This window comes from Paludibacterium sp., assembly GCF_019232825.1.
GTDB lineage: Bacteria > Pseudomonadota > Gammaproteobacteria > Burkholderiales > Chromobacteriaceae > Paludibacterium.
This window is the reverse complement of the sequence record NZ_JAFAND010000050.1, coordinates 22,300-40,953: the sequence shown is the minus strand read 5'-3', so window position 1 is coordinate 40,953 and position 18,654 is coordinate 22,300. Positions and strand designations below refer to the sequence as shown.

At 58.7% G+C, this 18,654-nt stretch carries 22 protein-coding genes; 11 read left to right on the top strand and 11 right to left on the bottom strand.

From position 1 onward, the window contains the following. Window positions 1–97 precede the first annotated feature (97 nt). A complete protein-coding gene (treR, locus tag JOZ06_RS06470; RefSeq protein WP_293230246.1) occupies window positions 98–808 on the bottom strand; it encodes a trehalose operon repressor in 711 nt (236 codons plus the stop codon). Between the two features lie 149 nt (window positions 809–957). Next, the gene (locus JOZ06_RS06465; protein ID WP_293230244.1) at window positions 958–2,283 is read right to left on the bottom strand and encodes a PAS domain-containing methyl-accepting chemotaxis protein; all 1,326 of its coding nucleotides are present in this window, start codon (window positions 2,281–2,283) and stop codon (window positions 958–960) included. Window positions 2,284–2,532: 249 nt separating this feature from the next. On the opposite strand from JOZ06_RS06465, the gene JOZ06_RS06460 reads away from it, so the two are divergent. Continuing rightward, the gene (locus JOZ06_RS06460) at window positions 2,533–4,149 is read left to right on the top strand and encodes a methyl-accepting chemotaxis protein (RefSeq protein ID WP_293230241.1); all 1,617 of its coding nucleotides are present in this window, start codon (window positions 2,533–2,535) and stop codon (window positions 4,147–4,149) included. Between the two features lie 6 nt (window positions 4,150–4,155). Here JOZ06_RS06460 and JOZ06_RS06455 read toward each other — a convergent pair whose 3' ends face one another. Beyond that, entirely contained in the window at window positions 4,156–4,428 is a 273-nt protein-coding gene (locus JOZ06_RS06455) for a DUF2164 domain-containing protein (RefSeq protein ID WP_293230238.1), read from the bottom strand. 132 nt (window positions 4,429–4,560) lie between these two features. On the opposite strand from JOZ06_RS06455, the gene JOZ06_RS06450 reads away from it, so the two are divergent. Further along, complete coding sequence (locus JOZ06_RS06450; RefSeq protein ID WP_293230235.1) at window positions 4,561–5,106, top strand: hypothetical protein; 546 nt, start codon at window positions 4,561–4,563, stop codon at window positions 5,104–5,106. Here the strand turns inward: JOZ06_RS06450 and JOZ06_RS06445 are convergent. After that, window positions 5,103–5,765: an NADPH-dependent F420 reductase gene (locus JOZ06_RS06445; RefSeq protein ID WP_293230372.1), complete on the bottom strand. Its 663-nt coding sequence runs from the start codon at window positions 5,763–5,765 to the stop codon at window positions 5,103–5,105. The two genes, JOZ06_RS06450 and JOZ06_RS06445, sit on opposite strands and share 4 nt — an antisense overlap. Before the next feature lie 69 nt (window positions 5,766–5,834). On the opposite strand from JOZ06_RS06445, the gene JOZ06_RS06440 reads away from it, so the two are divergent. Then, the gene (locus JOZ06_RS06440; RefSeq protein ID WP_293230233.1) at window positions 5,835–6,728 is read left to right on the top strand and encodes a LysR family transcriptional regulator; all 894 of its coding nucleotides are present in this window, start codon (window positions 5,835–5,837) and stop codon (window positions 6,726–6,728) included. A gap of 22 nt (window positions 6,729–6,750) precedes the next feature. Here JOZ06_RS06440 and JOZ06_RS06435 read toward each other — a convergent pair whose 3' ends face one another. From JOZ06_RS06435 to JOZ06_RS06425, 3 genes are all read right to left on the bottom strand, one after another. Further along, the gene (locus JOZ06_RS06435; RefSeq protein ID WP_293230230.1) at window positions 6,751–7,206 is read right to left on the bottom strand and encodes a lysozyme inhibitor LprI family protein; all 456 of its coding nucleotides are present in this window, start codon (window positions 7,204–7,206) and stop codon (window positions 6,751–6,753) included. Between the two features lie 64 nt (window positions 7,207–7,270). Further along, window positions 7,271–8,236, bottom strand: a complete 966-nt coding sequence (locus JOZ06_RS06430; protein WP_293230227.1) for a helix-turn-helix domain-containing protein — start codon at window positions 8,234–8,236, stop codon at window positions 7,271–7,273. A gap of 62 nt (window positions 8,237–8,298) precedes the next feature. Further along, window positions 8,299–9,072, bottom strand: coding sequence for an MBL fold metallo-hydrolase (locus JOZ06_RS06425; protein ID WP_293230224.1), 774 nt, complete (start codon window positions 9,070–9,072; stop codon window positions 8,299–8,301). A gap of 580 nt (window positions 9,073–9,652) precedes the next feature. Here JOZ06_RS06425 and JOZ06_RS06420 point away from each other — a divergent pair. The 5 genes from JOZ06_RS06420 to JOZ06_RS06400 all read left to right on the top strand — a co-directional run bounded on the left by JOZ06_RS06420 (window position 9,653) and on the right by JOZ06_RS06400 (window position 12,739). Continuing rightward, window positions 9,653–9,823, top strand: coding sequence for a hypothetical protein (locus JOZ06_RS06420; RefSeq protein ID WP_293230222.1), 171 nt, complete (start codon window positions 9,653–9,655; stop codon window positions 9,821–9,823). A 6-nt stretch (window positions 9,824–9,829) separates the two neighbouring features. After that, a complete protein-coding gene (locus tag JOZ06_RS06415; RefSeq protein WP_293230219.1) occupies window positions 9,830–10,198 on the top strand; it encodes a hypothetical protein in 369 nt (122 codons plus the stop codon). A gap of 397 nt (window positions 10,199–10,595) precedes the next feature. After that, window positions 10,596–11,255 (top strand): helix-turn-helix domain-containing protein, encoded by a 660-nt coding sequence (locus tag JOZ06_RS06410; protein WP_293230216.1) that lies wholly within the window; start codon window positions 10,596–10,598, stop codon window positions 11,253–11,255. A 75-nt stretch (window positions 11,256–11,330) separates the two neighbouring features. After that, a complete protein-coding gene (locus tag JOZ06_RS06405; RefSeq protein WP_293230214.1) occupies window positions 11,331–11,966 on the top strand; it encodes a VUT family protein in 636 nt (211 codons plus the stop codon). Window positions 11,967–12,004: 38 nt separating this feature from the next. After that, window positions 12,005–12,739 carry a metallophosphoesterase gene (locus tag JOZ06_RS06400; RefSeq protein WP_293230212.1) on the top strand — a complete coding sequence of 245 codons (735 nt, stop codon included), beginning with the start codon at window positions 12,005–12,007 and terminating at the stop codon, window positions 12,737–12,739. Here the strand turns inward: JOZ06_RS06400 and JOZ06_RS06395 are convergent. Next, window positions 12,736–13,056: a hypothetical protein gene (locus tag JOZ06_RS06395; RefSeq protein WP_293230209.1), complete on the bottom strand. Its 321-nt coding sequence runs from the start codon at window positions 13,054–13,056 to the stop codon at window positions 12,736–12,738. The genes JOZ06_RS06400 and JOZ06_RS06395 overlap by 4 nt on opposite strands. Window positions 13,057–13,597: 541 nt before the next feature. Between JOZ06_RS06395 and JOZ06_RS06390 the strand changes: the two genes are divergently transcribed. After that, complete coding sequence (locus JOZ06_RS06390) at window positions 13,598–14,203, top strand: hypothetical protein (protein WP_293230206.1); 606 nt, start codon at window positions 13,598–13,600, stop codon at window positions 14,201–14,203. Window positions 14,204–14,278: 75 nt separating this feature from the next. Here the strand turns inward: JOZ06_RS06390 and JOZ06_RS06385 are convergent, their stop codons facing one another. Together JOZ06_RS06385 and JOZ06_RS06380 are read right to left on the bottom strand one after the other, a co-directional pair. Then, complete coding sequence (locus JOZ06_RS06385) at window positions 14,279–15,040, bottom strand: sulfite exporter TauE/SafE family protein (RefSeq protein ID WP_293230203.1); 762 nt, start codon at window positions 15,038–15,040, stop codon at window positions 14,279–14,281. A gap of 96 nt (window positions 15,041–15,136) precedes the next feature. Beyond that, on the bottom strand, window positions 15,137–15,586 hold the full coding sequence (locus JOZ06_RS06380; RefSeq protein ID WP_293230201.1) for a Spy/CpxP family protein refolding chaperone: 450 nt from the start codon (window positions 15,584–15,586) through the stop codon (window positions 15,137–15,139). A 179-nt stretch (window positions 15,587–15,765) separates the two neighbouring features. On the opposite strand from JOZ06_RS06380, the gene JOZ06_RS06375 reads away from it, so the two are divergent. Both JOZ06_RS06375 and JOZ06_RS06370 read left to right on the top strand, forming a co-directional pair. Continuing rightward, entirely contained in the window at window positions 15,766–16,686 is a 921-nt protein-coding gene (locus JOZ06_RS06375; protein ID WP_293230200.1) for a LysR family transcriptional regulator, read from the top strand. Between the two features lie 187 nt (window positions 16,687–16,873). After that, on the top strand, window positions 16,874–17,515 hold the full coding sequence (locus JOZ06_RS06370) for a DsbA family oxidoreductase (protein ID WP_293230198.1): 642 nt from the start codon (window positions 16,874–16,876) through the stop codon (window positions 17,513–17,515). Here JOZ06_RS06370 and JOZ06_RS06365 read toward each other — a convergent pair. Further along, window positions 17,512–18,612: a nitronate monooxygenase gene (locus tag JOZ06_RS06365; protein WP_293230195.1), complete on the bottom strand. Its 1,101-nt coding sequence runs from the start codon at window positions 18,610–18,612 to the stop codon at window positions 17,512–17,514. The genes JOZ06_RS06370 and JOZ06_RS06365 overlap by 4 nt on opposite strands. Between the last annotated feature and the right edge of the window lie 42 nt (window positions 18,613–18,654).

Here is an 18,654-nt window from a genome sequence, read left to right as displayed (position 1 = left end):
GCAACAGCATGGCATCCGGCGAGTGGCGATGGTGGGAATATTTCGGATGACGTGTGCCGGACGTGCCTTGCCTGCGGCCAATGCATGCTACGGGGGCTTACCGGCGGGCTATATCTGAAAAATAGAACTTATCCAGCCGGTGGCGCGATTCGGTGTATTCAAACAGCCGGCCGTCGTAGAGGTGGGTATGATTCTTGACCACGATGACGTGGTCCATGCCGTTGAGGTCGAGGTAGCGGCGGTCGTCGGCGCTGCAGGGCTGCGCCTCGATGATGCGCTGCGCGTAACTGATGTGCAGACCGAGTTCCTGCTCAAGATAGCGGTAGATCGAGCCGGCGGCGACGTCGTCGGTCAGCCCGGGCACCAGGCTCGCGACGAAATAGTTAATGTCGAGAATGATGTTTTCGTTATCGATGCAGCGCACGCGCTTGATCTTAATCAGCGGTGTTTTTTCCGGCACGTCCAACATGCGGGCCAAATCGGGGGATGCCGGCAGCGTTACCATCTCGGCCACGCGTGAGGATACTTTGCGGCCAAGGCGCTGGTTGGCCTCTTCGAAACTGACGATGCCGTTGAGCTGGAATTCGATGTTGCCCGGCTTGAGCACGAACACGCCCTTGCCGTGAATTTTCTGCACGTAGCCGCGCTCTTGCAGCATGTCGACCGCCTTGCGCACCGTGCCGCGGCTGGCTTGGTAACTGCTCATGAGCTCGGTTTCGGACGGTATGCGATCACCCTGCCGATACCGCTGGTTATCGATATCGGCGACGATGTCGGAATAAATCTGGCTGTATTTGTTCACAAGCATGGCAGACCAAGAGAAATCGCTTTCAGTCTGCCCGATCTACCGGCAACAATCCAGCCCTGGCCAGCGGCCATCGGGACGGGGCGGTAAAAATCAACCCGGCGCCAGGCGCCGCCCCGAACACAGTGGCAAATAACTTGTTCAGAGGGGCCTTAGCGGCCACCATGCTCGCTTGCCAACTGTTGGATCGCGGTGACCACCGATTCGGCGCCTTGTTGGATTTGGGCGATGATCTCGCCCACGCCATTGATCTGCGACGAGCTGGTTTTCACCTGCTCCAAAATCTGGTTCATATTGCCCATCGCCGTCGTGGTGCTGTCTTGGATGGCCACGACCATGTTGGAAATTTCCGAGGTTGAGGACGACGTCCGTTCGGCCAATTTGCGCACCTCGTCCGCCACCACGGCGAAGCCGCGGCCCGATTCACCGGCCCGCGCCGCCTCGATGGCGGCATTGAGCGCCAGCAGATTGGTCTGATCGGCAATTTCCTTGATGGTCTGCACGATGCTGCTGATCTGCTGTGAATTCTGACCGAGCGAATGAACGTTCTGGCTGGCGGTTTCGATGTCGCTGGCCATGCTTTGAATTTCGGTCACGCTCTGCTTGATGCCATCAACTCCCTCATCGGCCCATTTGCGCGTTTGCTGCGAAGTATTGAAGGCGAACAGCGTGTTGTCATGTTCCTGATGCTGGGTCTGCACGGTGCGGGTGATGTCGGTGGCGAATTTCACCACGGCGACCACGTGCCCCTTGTCGTCGAACACCGGGTTATAGCTCGCTTCCAGCCAGCGATCGCTGCCGTCGCGGGCGATACGGCGGATCTTGCCGGAGAAATATTGACCATTCTGCAGATGGCGCCATAGCTGGGCGTACTCCTCCGAATTGACCAGGTCCGGCGGGCAGAGCGCGCGGTGGTGTTTGCCGATCAGCTCCTGCGCGCTGTAGCCCATCACGCGCAGGAAATTGTCGTTGGCTGCGGTGATGGTGCCGTCCGGCTTGAATTCGATCGTGGCCATCACGCGGTCGATGGCGTCGAGCACCGCCTTGCCGCGCTGCGACGACAGAATGCGGTCGGTGACGTCATTGGCGAATTTGATGAAGCCGGTCACCTTGCCGCCGGCATCGATAATCGGGTTGTAGGTGGCTTCGAGCCATACCGGCTCGCCATCGCGCCGCTGGCGCTGCACCAGGCCGATAAACGGCTTGCCCGCGCGCAACTCGGACCAAAAGGTCTGATAGGCGGGGGAGCTGGCATATTGCGGATCACAGAACGCACGGTGGTGTTTGCCTTTCGCCTCGGCCAGGCTGTTGTAGCCCATGACGGCGAGAAAGCGCTCGTTGGCGTCGACGACATTACCGTCGAGATCGAATCGCACCTGGGCGGTGGAGCGGTTGAGCGAATTGAGAATGGCTTGCTGTTGTTGAATTTGCAGTGCCTGGTTTTGGATGGTTTCGTGGAGTTTTTTATTGGAGAACATGCCCATTCCTTTGTGCCGCCGGTGAAAGGTTATCCTGTTTGAATACGGTGCGGTCAGTAGTTTTTTATAGTTAATGGAAAGAAAAACTCAATGTGCCACCCTGGCTGTCATCTATTTGTAAGATGCTGCAATAAGTGTTTGTCCTTACTCGAAACATTGATACGCATCAATGATATAGGCAGGCGAAACCCCCTACCATCGCCGGATAAGCTGCCCCGCCTGCACAATCCATGACAAACAGATCGAACAATGAAGAAAAACCTGCCTGTAACCGATATTGAGTCTTATTTGCCCGAGGGCAAATTCATATACTCCCGCACTGATCTCAAAGGGGTGGTGACCGAAGCCAACGACGTCTATCTGGAGATCAGCGGTTTTTCCCGGGACGAAATGATCGGCTCGTCGCACAACATCGTCCGCCATCCGGACATGCCGGAAGCGGCGTTCGCCGATTTGTGGCAGGACTTGAAGCAGGGTCTGCCATGGCGTGGACTGGTGAAGAACCGGCGCAAGGACGGCGGCTTTTACTGGGTGATCGCCAATATTTCACCGGTGCGCGAAGGCGGGCGGGTCGTCGGCTATCAATCGGTGCGTTCGCGTCCGAGCCGGGAGCAGGTCGCCGCCGCGGACGCGGCGTACAAGGCAATCAATCAGCGCGCCGCCGGCTTGTCGGTGCGGCACGGCGAAGCCGTGGCCGCCTCGGCCACACGCAAGAAACGGCTGTTGTCGTTCAAATTCGGCGCGGGGCTGGCGCTATTGGGCATGGCGGTGAATACCGCGGCGTTGCTGTTCAAATCGGCTATGCCGGACACGCTCGTTTATTCCTGCGCGATCTTCAGCGCGCTGGCACTGTGCTACTTCGTCTTTGCCTGCTGCCTGCCGGTCAAGCGCGGCATCGTGCGCCTGGAACACTATCTGAACGCGGTGCTGGCCTCGGGCAATCTGAATCTGACGCCCGAGCGGGGCGGTCCGTGCGATGAGGCGGCGCGCCAGATCAGCCTGCTGATCACGTCGTTGCAATCCACGCTGCAAGGGATGGCGAATATCGCCGATGAGCTGCAGTCGGTGATGAATGTCACCGGTAAGAGCGCCGAGGACATCCGCCTGCGCTGCGCCGAACAGCGCGACTCCGCCGCCTCCACCGCGGCCGCGCTGGAGGAAATGACGCAGTCGCTGCACGAGGTGGCCGCGCACAGCCGCGATACCTACGACGTGGCCGGACGCGTCGGCGAGCAAGCCAAGCAGGGCGTGACGCAGGTGCATGGCGCCGAGTCGGCGATGCAGGCGTTGACCCAGACCATCAACCATTCGGCCGGACAGATCGATACGCTCAACCAGCGCTCGAACGAGATCGGCCGCATTACCGCCGTGATTCAGGAAATCGCCGACCAGACCAATCTGTTGGCGCTGAACGCCTCGATCGAGGCCGCCCGGGCCGGTGAGCAAGGACGCGGCTTCGCCGTGGTCGCCGACGAAGTGCGCAAGCTGGCGGAGCGCACCCACGTGGCCACCGAGGAGATCGGCGGCATGGTTTCGGCCATCAAGAACGACACTACGGCGGTCGTCGATGGCATGGGCACCGGCAACAAGCAAATTCAGGAAGGTTGCGTCCGCGTCGGCGAGCTGAGCCAATCGCTGTTGGCGATCAACGATGAAATGGTCGACACCCTGCAGCGCATTCAATCGGTATCCAGCGCGACCGGGGAGCAAAGCCAGGCGCTGCACTCGATCTCCGTCAGCATGGAGCAAGTCTCCGAGGTGACCGACAGCACGCTGCAGCACGCGCAGCGCATGAGCACGCGCACCATTGAGCTTGCGCGCATGGTCGAGCGCATGCGCATGGCGGTGAACCAGTACGATCTGTAGCGGCGTTTATTTGCGCGGCTTGGCGCGCTTATCGCCGCGCCAGTATTGAAACGCCTCCTCATGCACCTCCAGGTCGAGCTCCTGCACCCGCGTCAGGAGCTTGGCCTGCACGTCCGCCACCGCCTGGTTGTAGATCGCCGGGCCGATGTCCGCGACAAAGAAATCCAATAGTGCCTCGGCGGCGAGATGGCCGAGCGGCTCATCCATGTTTTGCTGAAAGTATTTCTGCAAGGAAGCGACCGCTTCCGTCCGAACGGCTTTAGAGAGTTCGATAGCCATGCCCGCACCACGATGAGGTTGCTCTGAGCGCCGATTCTATCTCACAGCGGACCGCCCTTGCTTTTGCCTGTGCGCTGTGCGATAGCTCCTCTATGTGTATGTCATTAATTTTGGCGGCATTTTGGAACGGCAATGGCCCACCTCTTCCCTTGGCTCGTGATGATCGCCGGCGTGTTGGCTTTGCTGGTGTTGGCGCTCTGCGCGCGCTGGCGTGATCGCCATCCCCAGGAACCGTCCGCGCCGGAGGCCCATGCGGCCGATGCCGAGGCCGTGCTGACCGGCCATTGGCTGGATGCCTCCACCGACGCCGTGGCACGGATCGAGGAAGCTGCCGAGGCGGCGGCACCGTTATCTTTTCCCCAAGATGCCGGCCTTGACGTTGGCGAGGCCGATGGCTATCCGCCCGGCGACGGCGGCTACCGGCTCGGGCAGGCGCATCCGGCCAGCAGGAGCGAGACGGTCCACTGGGAACCGCGCGACACGCCGGCGGTGCTGCGCGCGCCGGAAAGGCTCAGCGGCAAACATTTCGGCAGCGACTGGATGCCGGTGATCATCTCGATCGTGGTGCTGCTCAGCGCGTTGTACGTGATTCTGCTCAGCGCCAAATACAACGACGCCGAACAAAAATGGGCGTTCGGCGTCGTCGGGACCATCCTGGGCTATTGGTTCAAGCGTTAGGTTGGCGTATGCGGCATCGCCAACATCCGGCGCAGCGCCGCTTGGCTCAGCGGCACACAATACGGCGGCGTGCCGCGCTCGAAGGCGCTGCCCGTGGCCAACGGGCCGGCATCGACCACGTCGAAGCCGAATTGCTCGTACAGCGCGGCCACCAGCGCCTTATCGTCCGCGTCGTCACCCGCCAGCGGCAGCGCCCGGCGCTCGGCGTGCCCCGCCGTCCGTCCGTCCGTTTCCATGTCCCCCATCTTGATGGCATTGAATGCCTTGACGATGCGCGAACCGGACAAGTGAGCGGCCACCAATTCGCTGGTGGTGGTCTCGTGCCGCTCCAGCTCGGGAAACAGGCCATCGCGCTCGGGGTAGTAGTTGCAGGTGTCGATGACCAGTTTGCCGGCCAGCGCCTCGGCCGGCAGCGTGCGGTAGGCTTGCAGCGGAATGGCCACGACGACGACGTCGGCAAACGCGATCGCTTCGCTGACGGTGCCGATCTGGCAGCCGGTGCCGGGCCGGGTGCTGTAGAGGGTGTGCGGGCCGCGTGAGTTGCTGAGCATGACCTCGTGTCCTGCCTGCGCCGCCAGCTTGCCAAGCGTGCGGCCGACAAAGCCGGCGCCAATGATTCCGATTTTCATGGGGTTTCTCCTGTGAGTAGGTTGCCCCAGTGTATTTGCCTACTAAAATTGAATAAATAATGTATTATTGGCTTTACTCACAATTATTAGTTGTTAATCATGGATAAGCTGACCAGCATGCGCGTGTTCGTCAAAGCGGTGGAGCAGGGCTCGTTTGCCGCCGCGGCCGAGTCTCTGGCGCTGTCGCCGCAAATGGTGGCGCGCCATGTGGCGCAGCTGGAGCAGCATCTGGGCGCCGCCTTGCTCAATCGCACCACACGCCGCCAGAGCCTGACCGACGTTGGGCGCGCCTATGTCGACCGCTGCCGCCAAATCCTGACCGAGGTGGAGGGCGCAGACAACATTGCCCGCGAGATGCTGTCGCAGCCGCGTGGCGTGCTGCGGGTGTGTGCGCCACTGACCTTCGGCGCCCACAGTCTGGCGCCCTTCGTCACCGACTACCTGACGCGCTGCCCGGAAGTGCTGATCGATCTGTCGCTGAGCGACCGGCTGGTCGATCCGCTGGAGGAGGGGTTTGACCTGCTGGTGCGCATCGGCGACCAGCTCGACCCGGCGCTGGTCGCGCGCCCGCTGGCGCCGTACCGGCTGGTGGCGTGCGCGTCGCCCGCCTATCTCGCCCGGCGCGGCATGCCCATGCATCCGGCCGAATTGACGCAACACGACTGCCTGCCATACGCCAACTGGATGCGAAGCCAGTCCTGCCGCTGGGTCTTCAGCCGCGACGGCGTCAGCGAGGAAGTGCAGATCAATGGACGGCTGCGCAGCGATCATTGGATGGTACTGCTGCGCGCGGCCACGGCGGGCTTCGGCATCACGCTGGGGCCTGAGGATGTGCTGGCGTCGGAAATCGCCGCTGGACGGCTGGTGCGCGTGCTGCCGGGCTACGAGGGGCCGGCGCGGCCGATGCATGTGCTCTATCCTGCCAACCGCCGCCCCACCGCCGCCTTGCGCAGCTTTGTCGAGGCGATGACGGCGACCTTCGGCGACCGATAATTCGCCGCAGGCAATGCGCGGCCTATTTCTTGTCGGTGGCGGTCAAGGCCGATTGCAGTGCCTTGCAGTTGGGCTCGTCGCCGGTGGCCAGCGTGTCCGGGCACAGCAGGGTTTTGTAGAAGTCGACCCGGTTTTCCGCCGCAGCGGCGCGGCAGGCGGCGGATTGGAAATCGCCGTCGGGCGTGCTGTCGCGCCCCCAGCCGTCGACCGACGCCATCGTCAGCTGACAATCGGCGTCCATCGACGCCTTCCAGGTCTTATGCGATTTATCCAGCAGCGCCGCGTCTTTGGGCGGCATCGCCTTGCGCAATGCCGCATACAACGCATCGGCCTGACGGCCATAGCGCTGCTCGTCCTGATGCAGGCAGGCCACCTGCTGTGGGCGGGTCAAATTATCGGGTTGGCAGTTGTCGGCGGCCCAACTGGCCACGCTGACAAGACTCAATCCCGCCAGTGAAGCGATAGATATCACGCGCATCGTCGCTCTCCAGGGCAAACAGCGAGGAGAATATTATAAGCGCCGTGCATGGCGTTGGCATGCTCTAGCGCCCAAGAAACGTGCGCCGCCAATCGCGTGGCGCCACGCCGAAGGCTTTTTTGAACTGCTGACGCAAGATGGCTGCCGAGGCGAAGCCGACGCGGTCGGCAATGTGGTCGATCGGGGTATCGGTCGCTTCCAATAGTTCCTGGCTGCGCTTGAGACGCTCGGCCAGCAGCCAGTCGCCCACCGACATGCCGGTGGCCTTGTGAAAATGGCGGGTGAAGGTGCGCCGGCTCATGTGGGTGTGTTGCGCCAGTGCGTCCAGACTGAAATCCTGCCGCAGGTGCTGGCGCAGATGATCGAGCAATCGATTGATGCGGCTATCTTGGGTCGTGGCCGGCAGCGGCTGTTCGATATATTGCGCTTGCCCGCCCTCGCGATACGGCGGGATCACCAGCCGGCGCGCCAGCTTGTTGGCGATTTGGCTGCCGTGATGCTGCCGCACCAGATGTAGACAGCAGTCGAGCCCTGCCGCCGTTCCCGCCGACGTCACCAGCCGGCCATCCTCGACATACAGCGCGTTGCAATCCAGTTGCACCGCCGGGAAACGCTGGGTGAAATCGCGCTCGCACTCCCAATGGGTGCCGGCGCGCTTGCCGTCGAGCAGGCCGGCGTAAGCCAATACATAGGTGCCCAAGCATAGGCCGACCACCGTCGCGCCGCGCTGATACGCTTGGCGCAATGCTGCCAATAATGCCTCTGACGGTGGATCCGGCGGCGAGCGCCAGCCGGGCACGATGACGATGTCGGCGTCACGCAGCGCCTCCAAGCCGGCCTCGGCGGTGAAACTCAGTCCTTCGGTCGACGTCAGCGGCCCCGACTCGCCGGCGCACATCGTCAGCTGAAACAAATGCCGGTCCGGTGGCAGGTAGTTGCCGAAGACAATGCAGGGCACCGATATATGAAACGGGCTGAACCGGTCATAGACCACGACGACGACGCGCGGTACGGAGGGGGCTTGGCTCATGGTTTACCTTAAGTCGCATACCCCATCATCGTGGCAGAACCCGGTGGCGCGCGCACGGTTTCCTACAGCACATACGACTCGCCATCTTGCGGAATGCGCAATTGATCAAGCAGACCCTCGGCCTGGGCGAAGTCGCGCAGCGCCTGCCGCGACAGCGTGGCGTGGTTGACCGCCTCCATGTGGCTGGCAATGATCAGCGCGCTGGGCGCGGCGCGATGTAGCGCCAGCACGTCGTCCTTGCCCATGATGATCGGCTCGTAGCCGATAAAACGGGCGTCGCCGCAATTGACCACCACCACGTCGGGATGATGCGCGCGCAACGCCGCCGCCACGTGGCTGTTCCACACCGTGTCGCCGGCCAAGTACAGCGTGCGCTCGCGCGGATGGTGGAACACCACGCCGCTGACCTCGCCCAGCCGGCTGCCGAAATCTTGCAGCACCCGGCCACTGCCGTGCTCGCCGCCTGTCTTGGTCAGCGTCACGCCCTCGAACACCGCCTTGTCCGCCAACACGCGCACGTCGCCGAACCCGGCCGCGCGGATCGCGGCGGCATCCTGTTCGTGTTGCGCGAACAGCGGCAAATGCTTGGGCAGCGCCGCCTTGGCCGCGTCGTCCCAATGATCGGTGTGGGTGTGGGTGACGATCACCGCGTCGACGTCGACGATATCGGCCACCGGCCACGGCAGTTCGACCGTGGGATTAGCCTGCTCGCCATTGGGCGTGCCGGCGAAGGCGGGGAACGCGCCCTTGGCCGACAGCATCGGATCGACCAAAAAACGCTTGCCGCCGAATTCGACGATCACGGTGGCGTTGCGGATCTGGGTGAATTTCATCATGGCTCCTTTCGAGGGTCGATGACGCTCGCGGCGTCGTTGCAAACAGTGTGGTGGAACGACGCCGAGGAGATGAGTGGCCTGATGGACAAATATCAGTTGTTTTGGGCCAAAGCCACTAGGAACCCGCCGTGGCGCAAGCATTATGATGAAGGTATGGAAACCGATCGCCCCACGCTTCACCGCGGCGAGTTCGCCAACCGCCGGGATGCCGGCCGGCGCTTGGCCGAGGCGCTCCGCCGTTATCAAGATCAGCAGCCGGTGGTGTTGGCGCTGCCGCGCGGCGGCGTGCCGGTGGGGGCCGAAATCGCCAAGGCGTTGAAAGCGCCGCTAGACGTGCTGATCGTGCGCAAACTGGGGGCGCCGGGTTACGCCGAATTGGCCACCGGCGCGCGCCGGCCGCATCGCCCGGAGAAAGGGCGTAGGGCGGAATGCCGTCAACACATTGATCACAAAAATGAAAACTGTGCTAATGCATGCCCTGATATGCCAGGGCATGGCGTGATATGCCAGGGTGCTGTTGCGTCCACGCCACCACGGGCATTTCTTAATCTAACCAGCGCCGCAGGAGGCATGCCCATTCATGCAATACCTGGACAGAAGCCAACTGCTGCAGCTGCGCGATTCGCTGACCTTCGGCGAAGCCGCCTGCTTGCTGGTGGGCGTGCCATGTCTATCGCTCATTGCTGGAGCAGATGGAGATGTGGCGCTATTGCACCAGGCACGCTGCACCCTGATGGAGGCGGCGGCGTAGGGGCAGTTGCAGCTTGAATCGGTGCTGTCCGGCCTGCCAATGCGCATTCATTTGTCCTCGCTGAAAGCGTGGCTCGCCAGCCGGCACTCGTATCCCACGGCAGTGTTCGGCAATCACGATGGCTCGGTTGATTATCCCCATCCGCAGCATCCGCATTACGCCCCCAAGCTGGCGCTGATGCCGCACGCCTGGCGGGAAACCAAAGTGCAGGATCATGGCTGCCCACGCCAAGTATTGAGGGAAACGCGCTATCGCCTTGCGCCGGCCTACGGCTTGGTCAATCGCGACGGCGCGCCATTGAAGCATGTGATCAAGGAGTGCGGCCGGGTGGCCAATTGGCGGCCAGAGGGAGGGGCTCCGAAGAAGGAGAGCTAGCAAGGTTGCCTGGTTTATTGGCAATCAACACGCGCTTGAGCGCCATACGGACTGGGACTGGCTCCTGGCTGGTATCGGGGCATGGGGATAACAGGGGGTGCCGATACAGAACCAATCCCAGTTCGTATACCTCTCTTACGTCAAACGCTAGCCCAATCACTTCTGAAATAGAAGATATATGAAATTTTCAATTTGGAACGCGTGGGCTCGCAAAGTAGCCAAATGTCTGAAAAATAGATACGGCTGTGTATAGCGCTATTCATGTTTATGTGGTGCCAAAGTAAAAAATCATATCCTTATGTGTTGAAAAATACAAATGCGTTCATTTTTTGATGTGTCACGCTTCTTTTGACAATTTACTGTCGTAGGAAATTTTATACAATCAATAGAGGCTATTATGTCGTCTGAAGAAGCTCAAACATTAGCAGGAAAAGACGGTTTACTAGAAACGACAGCTAGGAATCTCACTCGTCTCATGGGGCGGCATAACATGGATGCCCTTGCTGTTTCTAATGCGACAGGACTAGGGGTCGCGACGATTAATAGTCTTCGAAGGGGCGTTGGTAATCCAACGTTATCGACCTTGATGGCGCTCGCAAAGTATTTCGGAGTATCGCTGTCAGAGTTGTCGGAGCATGATTTGTTGAGCGAAGACGCTGGACAACAAAAAGCGAGGGCTATACCGCTCATCAAGATGAATGAATTGGATGGATTTTTAGCAGATCACTATTTTCATTATGATCTATTTACCACAGAGCTCAGTGGCAGCGGATCATATTTTTCAATAAAAATAAATAATAATTCCCTTTCTCCTCAATTTCAAATTGGATCAGTGTGTGTTATTTCTCAGAATGATGCTCCTGCCGATGGCGATATCGTTTTAGTGAAGATCAATAACCACTCCCCATGTTTCCGTAAAATATATATAGAGCAAGATAACTTTGTTTTTACCTCGGCAATCCCATTTCAAGAAGTACCCCCTTCTATTTATACTGAATTTCAAATTATTGGTGTTGTTATAAAAATAATTAATATAAGGATATTGTCTGATAAGTGAAAGTGAAATATGTGCAAACCTTCTCATCAGGAATATAAGCTATATGATCTGTTTGCAGGCCTTATGGTAACAATCATGATTACCTGCGATACACTCGTTTATAAAATAATAGATTTCTATGGCTTTAAATTGACGGCAAGCGGCATAATCTTCTCCATGTGCTACTTGATTTCGACTATTACGACAGAAGTATATGGGTATAAAAAGGGTGTAAGAATTATATGGATTATGCTGCTATGTCAAACGTTTTATGTGGTGGCTATTAATAGCGCTGCTATTGTGCAAAGGCACAACAATGAAGTCGCAGGGCATTATCATGAGTTATTTCATGAATTTTGGCGAGTCATGGTCGGGACGTGGATTTCTGTGCCCGCTTCGTATTTTTGTAATAGTTTCGTTATCTCGAAACTGAAGATATTCTTTCTTGGCCGGCTTTTTATCATTCGATACATGGTGTCAGCGATGACTGCGCAGGCGGTTTTGTTGATTACCGCCTATCCGATCAGCCTTTCCGGGAAATACAGCTTTGGGGAATTGCTGAACATCTTGGCGTCAACATGGTCATATAAAGTTTTGATTTCATTTATATTGTTTCCGATCGGTATATATTTAGTAGGAGTGGTAAAGAAATATGAGAAGACTGATTTTTATGATTGGGGAATATCATACAATCCACTGAAAGCATTTTCTGAAGATAAGAAGTTAAATTAACATTTTTATATCATTATGATGGCGAAAGGAGCTGATATATGAAGTACATACAAGTTTCTGATACTCATATTTTTTCAGAAAAAGACAAAGAACTTTTTAATATAAATACCTATGCCATGCTTGAACGGGTAGTGTCTTATATTCAGTCAGAAAATCGCCATGATAGCGATGGCATGTTGATTACTGGAGATATCTCACAAGATGGCAGCATGGAATCATATGATTTAGCTTTTTCATTGTTATCAAAGTTATCACTGCCTATGTTTTGGATACATGGTAATCATGACGTTTTAGATAATATATTGAAAAGTAGCGAAAAATATCATGCCGAACGGTTGTCTAGGCTTGATGGTGACGGTTGGGGTTTGGTTGCTATCGATTCAACGTTTGGCAATAATGATTCTGGGTCAATAAACGATAATGAAATGGATAAATTAAGCAAGCTTGCAAATGAAAATAAGCAAATTTCTTTGGTTATGCATCATCACCCAGTTCGCATTGGAACGCCTCTTGTTGATGCTTGCAATGTCGAAAATGGCGAGGAATTTATGCGTCATGTGGGAGAAATAGATGCAATTAAGTTGATTATATGTGGTCATGTTCATGGAGAGTATAATGTAAAGATGGGAGAGCTAAAATTGGAAACCTGCCCTGCAGCCTGCTTCCAATGGAAGAAGGGAACTGCCGTTGTTGAAACTGAAGCGATCAGTGGCTATAAAATTCTAGAATTTTCCACGCAGGGGCATCAATCGCAGACAATCTATCTTCGCTAGTCTTTAGTTTCGTTGAGGTGAACAATTCTTAGTCGTGGCTTGGCGGCAGAGTGGCTTTTTTTATTCAAAATCGCCCAAGTAATATCTTTGGATAGTTTCCTGCCCTTGCGAAATCCGGTTTCGTGCGCGATCTTTGCCAAATCATGATGGGACAAATTTTCAAACATATCCATATTGTTAATGATGTATTCGCCGGTGCACGTATAATAGCGATCTTCGGCAATAAGCTTATAGGTGTTATTGGGAAGTTGTTCAGAGATATGACATTCCGTCGAACGCAGCTTGGCAAAGAACTCATGCTGATGAACATCGATCATGTCAACGGGGTTGATACTAAATAGAATGTTCTTATTGTTAATTATCTCATGATATGAAAATGCGTAACATTCATGTGTTCCATATTGCTTAAAAATATATATTGTTTTGTTTGGAATGATGGAAATCTCCATATCACAAAGATGAAGTTGATAGGGTGGGTTGTAGATCTTAATTAGCCATCTCAATATGGCAATTAATCTGTCAGTCATGCGCATTGTGAAATTTGTCTGCTGTGTTGATGTCCTCCGCGCCTAGTCAACACGTCATTGTTTGAGAAATCAACTTCCTGCGGTTAGCCAAATCTATCTTGCGCTGGCGCGTCACTCCGATCAGAGTTAGCGGCAAATGGCTTCTATCGCGTCGCTAGCACAGTCACGGGAGGTGGCTGGCTGCTCAGTTCTCACCGTCAAGTAAGGCACAACCGGAGGCAGAGCCCGCGAGGGCTCCGAACCGGCGAGTTGCTAACCGCGTTTCCTATTGCATCGCCTACGCTTGTTAATTTAATGTCATTAGAAATTTCACAATCTATGCTAATGACCCATGAGCGACGATTTCTCCTTCCACCGCAACAAAATGTTCGGCGCCATCGCCGAAACCACCGCCCGTGCTCATTTCGAGCTGCTTGGCTACGATGTCGACCTTTACGGCATCGAGCATACGGCGCCGCTGTATGTGAAGAACAAAACCAGCGCGTTCCAACGGTTGGGATTGGGGAGTCAACAGCTGGCAAAAGAGAACAAAAAACCGGATTTCATCATTTCACGGCTGAACTTGGACTCGTCCGATCGTTACGACGCCATCATGGTGGAGGCGAAATTTCGCGTGGAGCCGGATTTGCGCGAGCTGTCGAAAGAGATGATGACGACCTACCAGGAAGTGATCGACGCGCAGGAGAAGTGGGTGTTGTTCTACCTGTTGGCGCGCGGCTACCGAAATTATTGTCCGGGCGGCGGCCAAGCCGTGCAATCGGCGGATCGCAGCCAGGTGACGGTGTTCTTGATGCACGCCCAATTTGGCTGGTGGGTGCGTGCCGATCACGCCAAGTTCGATGACTGGCCTTTGTATCGCGTCCCCGACGGCAACAAGACCTTTCGGGAAATTTACCAGCAGGACGTGCTCCCGGCGCTAAGCGAGATTTTCGATTAGCGTTATCCGGTTTCGGGGGGCAGGACGTGCGTTGCTGCGCGAACGCACGCTACATCTCGATCCAGACTAAGCCATTCACCCAACCAGCTTCACCCCCGCGGAAATCAGCACCAGCGCTAGCAGAAGCTGCAGCGCGCGGCCAGGCAGCCTTTGCGCGAGCAGGCTGCCGAGGACGATGGCGGGAATCGAGCCGAGCAGCAGGCTCAGCAGCATCGGCCAATCGACCGCGCGCAGGAACAGATAGCCGAGGCCGGCGAGCAGGGTGAGCGGAATGGCGTGCGCCAGGTCGGTGGCCACCAGGCGGTGCGGGGTCATACGCCGTGGAAATAGCGCCAGCAGCGCCACGCTGCCGAGCGTGCCGGCGCCGGCCGAGGTCAGCGCCACGCACAGCCCCATGAAGGCGCCGCACAATACGGTCCAGTAGGATGACCGCTCGCTTTGCCCGTGGCGGCCTGCCAGCGCCTGGATGCGCGGGGCGACGAACAGGCCCAGCGCGGTCAGAATCACCACCACGCCGATGGCTTTGTTCAGCCAGCTCACCTGCTGGTGCAAGCCGCCCAAACTCACCAGCAGTGCTACGCCCAGCGCGACCGGCAAGCTGCCGAGCCACAGCTTTTTGACGATCGGCCAATCGACCTGGCCGCCGGCATGGTGGATGCCGGCACCGACGATTTTGGTGATCGCGGAAAACCACAGATCGGTGGCGATGGCGGTGGCCGGCGCCACTCCGAAAACCAACAACAGGACCGGCGTCATCATCGCGCCCGCGCCCACGCCGGTCATGCCCACCAGCAAGCCGGTCAGCGCGCCGGCCAGCGTATAAGAGAGTGTGATCATCGCCGGCTAGGATACCGGATCGCTCACTCGCCGCCGCGGCGGAATGGCCGGTTGCAACACTTCTTTACCAATCGCCCCCGATGAGATGTGGCGCGCTTAATGGCTGCCGGCCTCGGAGAAGCGGGTCTTCTCGTTCAACGTCTGTTGCTGTGCCGGGGTCAGGGTCCGGTAGAAGATGGTGGTGGCCGCCGCCAGCCGCTTCATGTTGGCCAGATGGCTTTCCATCATGCGCACGTGTTGATTTACGCGCTCAGGCAGCGTGCTGTTCGGGTCGAAGACCGGATGCGGCTGGTTGAAGGTGGTTTTGACCGTGGCCGCGTAATGTTGCCAGGCGCTTTCTTGCGCCGGTTGCAGGTTCAAGGCATCGTGCAGTTTTTGCAGATGATGGTCGATCATCGCCGCCCGCTTGACCGGGTCCATCTGCCAGTGATGCGTCATGCCCTCTGACTGCGCCATCGGCGCGCTGCTATCGGCGGCAAGGGCGCCGTTGGCGTAAGCGCCGGTTGCCAGCGCGGCGACAAAAATCAACGATTTGACACTGTTCATCCCGCGGTTCCTTCGCGTTAAAAATCACCGGCCCAGTATTTAGGATAAGTGTCAGCCAAGTATTGCCGTGCGGGATGAATCTGTTAGAGAAGTTGTCGGCGCAACGTGGGACGGATATTTACTTGGCCCGGCGGACTGGTTATAAAACGTAAGCCATTATTGCCAAAACAGGTTGAATCATGGACCGCATCGATGCCATGAAAGTCTTCGTCACTGCGCTGGACGAGGGCAGTCTCGCGGGGGCCGGCCGCAAGCTCGGCCGCTCTCCGGCCGCTGTCAGCCGCGCGCTGGCGTTTCTGGAGGCGCACGTCGGTGCCGAGCTGATCCACCGCACCACACGCAGCCTGCGGCTGAGCGAGGCCGGCGAACGCTATGCCGCCGCTTGTCGACGGGTGTTGACCGAGCTCGAAGAGGCCGATTTGGTGGTGCATGGCGAAAAATCCGCACCCCGGGGCACGCTGACCGTGACCGCGCCGGTTGCCGCTGGCGAGGATATTTTGCGCCCGGTGCTGGACGACTTCATTGATGCCTTTCCCTCGGTTGGGGTGAAGCTCTATTTGATGGACCGGCCGATCAACCTGATCGAGGAGGGCATGGACGTGGCGCTGCGCATTGCCCATCTGGCGGACTCCTCGCTGGTGGCGGTCAAGGTGGGCGAGGTGCGGCGCGTGATCGCCGCGTCACCTCGTTACCTAGCTGAGCGGCAGCCCATCGAGACCCCGTCCGATCTGGCGTCGCACCGGATCATTGCCATGACCCACTTCGGATTGGATAGCTGGAGTTTCCCGCCGCCGCCGGGCGCTAGCGTCCCTCTGACGGTCCAGTTCAAGCCGCGGCTGGTGGTCAATAGCGTGCGCGCGGCCGTGGCCTCGGCCTGTGAAGGACGGGGAGTCACACGGTTGTTTTCTTATCACGTGGCGCAACCTGTACGGGAGGGCGCGCTGGACATCGTACTGCGAAACGCGGAGCACGCGCCGCTGCCGGTGCATCTGGTCACGCCCTATGGTCGACTATCGGTGCCCAAAGTACGGGCCTTTGTGGATTTTGCCGCTGAGCGGCTCAGAGGCTTCTTCGCGCAGGCCGGCGCGATTGCGTCTTGATGCGAAAGAATGCCTGTCGGCATACGGCTATTCGCTTAAGTGCAAAAATTGTTTAGCGTGTCATGGGCGTCAAAAGTGCCGCCGTGCCACCCGGCCGGCGGATTTCTGCTTATGATGAGAAATAGATCCCTCAATACGGCGCCATGAATAGGTTGTCTCATGGCGCCCGCCGCAGGAGCCGTACAACGTGAAAGCAGTGACCATTGATTTTGTCTCGGACGTGGTTTGTCCCTGGTGCGCCATCGCGCTCAATACCCTCGAACAGGCTTTGGCCGCGTACCCGGAGATCGAGGCCACGCTCAATTTCCAGCCGTTCGAACTCAACCCGGACATGGCGGCGGAAGGCGAAGAGGCGGTCGAGCACCTCCGGCGGAAGTATGGCGCCGGCACCCAGCAGATTCTCGACAGCCAGCAGCAAATCATCGCGCGCGGCGAGGCGGTGGGGTTTGGCTTCGATTTCGCCAAGCGCACCCATGTGTACAACACTTTTGACGCTCACCGGCTGCTGCACTGGGCGGCAACGCTCGGTCAGGCCAGGCCGCTCAAGCATGCGCTGTTCAAGGCGTACTTCAGCCAAGGGCGAGCGATCAATGACCGCGAGGTGTTGGCCACCATCGCCGGCGAGGCGGGATTGTCGCGGGAAGCCGCCCGCGCCGAGCTGGCGTCAGCGCGTCATGGCGACGCGGTCCGTGCTCAGGAGCGTTATTACCAGGAGGCGGGCATCCATGCGGTGCCGGCGGTCATCTTCAATCAGCAGCACCTGGTGTCGGGCGCGCAGCCGCTCCCGGCGTTCGAGCAGGTGCTGCGCCAGATCGCGGCGCAGGGCTAGCGATTCGTCAGGGCGGCGAGGGTTTCTCGCAGCTCGGCCTGCAGTTGCGCCATCAATGCCGTCACCGGCAGTGCTTGCGCCAGGGCCACGCCCTGGCCAGCCCAGTGGGCGGCGAATTCCGCGCTGCCATGCGCCTTGGCCGCTGTCGACAGGGCTTTGGCGGCATCGTAGGCAATCGGGTAGTCGGGCAGGGCCGGCGCGTCGGCGGCCTCGCCCATTTCCGTTAGGCGGTTGACCAGACCGCGCGCGGCGCGGCCGGAGATGGCGCGCGTCAGCGTGGTCGGCCTAGGCGGATCAGCCGCCAGTTGATCACGGTAGAGCACGTCGGCCGACGACTCGGGGCAGGCGATGAAAGCCGTGCCCAGCTGTGCCGCCACGGCGCCCAGGGCGAGCGCGGCGGCGATGCCGGCGCCGTCCATGATGCCGCCCGCGGCAATGACCGGCAGGCTGGTGCGTTGTACTAGCAGCCTCACGAGCGCCAGGGTGCCCAAGCCTTCATCCGGCTCATCGGGGTCGAACACGCCCCGGTGCCCGCCGGCCTCGACCCCTTGCGCAACGATGCCATCGACGCCGGCGGCCTCGATGCGCCGCGCCTCGTCGAGCGAGGTGGCGGTGGCCAGCAGCACGATGCCGGCGGCTTTCAATGCCGCGATGTGTTCGGCCGGTGGCAGGCCGAAGTGAAAGCTCACGACTGCCGGGCGTTCTTCCAGCAACATGGCGCGCGCGTCCGCGTCATCCCGGTACGAGCGGTAGATTTCGCGTAGCGACGCGGGCGGGGCGACGCCGAACTCCCGAAAGCACGGCGTGAGATAGGCGAGCCAAGCGGCCTCGGCCCGCGGATTGGCTTTCGCCGTGGCGTGGCAGAAGACGTTGACGTTGAACGGACGCGCGGTGAGCGCGCGCGTGGCGCGGATCATGTCGCGTGCCTGCTCGGCATTGGCCGCGCCGATGCCGAGCGAGCCTAATCCGCCGGCATTGGAAACGCCCGCGGCCAGTGCCGGCGTGCTGACTCCCGCCATCGGCGCCTGAATGATGGGGCTGCTAATGTCTAGCAGTGCCAACAGCCGCTTGTCTGCGCGCGCGCGGATCATGCTCATGCCGTTCTCCTGTTTCCGCTCGAAAGCGATGGGAAATGCCAC

What these genes read in the sequence shown, in the direction of transcription:
- treR (WP_293230246.1), bottom strand. Translation starts at nt 808, where the DNA reads ATGCTTGTGAACAAATACAGCCAGATTTATTCCGACATCGTCGCCGAT.
- JOZ06_RS06465 (WP_293230244.1), bottom strand. Translation starts at nt 2,283, where the DNA reads ATGTTCTCCAATAAAAAACTCCACGAAACCATCCAAAACCAGGCACTG.
- JOZ06_RS06460 (WP_293230241.1), top strand. Translation starts at nt 2,533, where the DNA reads ATGAAGAAAAACCTGCCTGTAACCGATATTGAGTCTTATTTGCCCGAG.
- JOZ06_RS06455 (WP_293230238.1), bottom strand. Translation starts at nt 4,428, where the DNA reads ATGGCTATCGAACTCTCTAAAGCCGTTCGGACGGAAGCGGTCGCTTCC.
- JOZ06_RS06450 (WP_293230235.1), top strand. Translation starts at nt 4,561, where the DNA reads ATGGCCCACCTCTTCCCTTGGCTCGTGATGATCGCCGGCGTGTTGGCT.
- JOZ06_RS06440 (WP_293230233.1), top strand. Translation starts at nt 5,835, where the DNA reads ATGGATAAGCTGACCAGCATGCGCGTGTTCGTCAAAGCGGTGGAGCAG.
- JOZ06_RS06435 (WP_293230230.1), bottom strand. Translation starts at nt 7,206, where the DNA reads ATGCGCGTGATATCTATCGCTTCACTGGCGGGATTGAGTCTTGTCAGC.
- JOZ06_RS06430 (WP_293230227.1), bottom strand. Translation starts at nt 8,236, where the DNA reads ATGAGCCAAGCCCCCTCCGTACCGCGCGTCGTCGTCGTGGTCTATGAC.
- JOZ06_RS06425 (WP_293230224.1), bottom strand. Translation starts at nt 9,072, where the DNA reads ATGATGAAATTCACCCAGATCCGCAACGCCACCGTGATCGTCGAATTC.
- JOZ06_RS06420 (WP_293230222.1), top strand. Translation starts at nt 9,653, where the DNA reads ATGCAATACCTGGACAGAAGCCAACTGCTGCAGCTGCGCGATTCGCTG.
- JOZ06_RS06410 (WP_293230216.1), top strand. Translation starts at nt 10,596, where the DNA reads ATGTCGTCTGAAGAAGCTCAAACATTAGCAGGAAAAGACGGTTTACTA.
- JOZ06_RS06405 (WP_293230214.1), top strand. Translation starts at nt 11,331, where the DNA reads ATGATTACCTGCGATACACTCGTTTATAAAATAATAGATTTCTATGGC.
- JOZ06_RS06400 (WP_293230212.1), top strand. Translation starts at nt 12,005, where the DNA reads ATGAAGTACATACAAGTTTCTGATACTCATATTTTTTCAGAAAAAGAC.
- JOZ06_RS06395 (WP_293230209.1), bottom strand. Translation starts at nt 13,056, where the DNA reads ATGATCGATGTTCATCAGCATGAGTTCTTTGCCAAGCTGCGTTCGACG.
- JOZ06_RS06390 (WP_293230206.1), top strand. Translation starts at nt 13,598, where the DNA reads ATGAGCGACGATTTCTCCTTCCACCGCAACAAAATGTTCGGCGCCATC.
- JOZ06_RS06385 (WP_293230203.1), bottom strand. Translation starts at nt 15,040, where the DNA reads ATGATCACACTCTCTTATACGCTGGCCGGCGCGCTGACCGGCTTGCTG.
- JOZ06_RS06380 (WP_293230201.1), bottom strand. Translation starts at nt 15,586, where the DNA reads ATGAACAGTGTCAAATCGTTGATTTTTGTCGCCGCGCTGGCAACCGGC.
- JOZ06_RS06375 (WP_293230200.1), top strand. Translation starts at nt 15,766, where the DNA reads ATGGACCGCATCGATGCCATGAAAGTCTTCGTCACTGCGCTGGACGAG.
- JOZ06_RS06365 (WP_293230195.1), bottom strand. Translation starts at nt 18,612, where the DNA reads ATGAGCATGATCCGCGCGCGCGCAGACAAGCGGCTGTTGGCACTGCTA.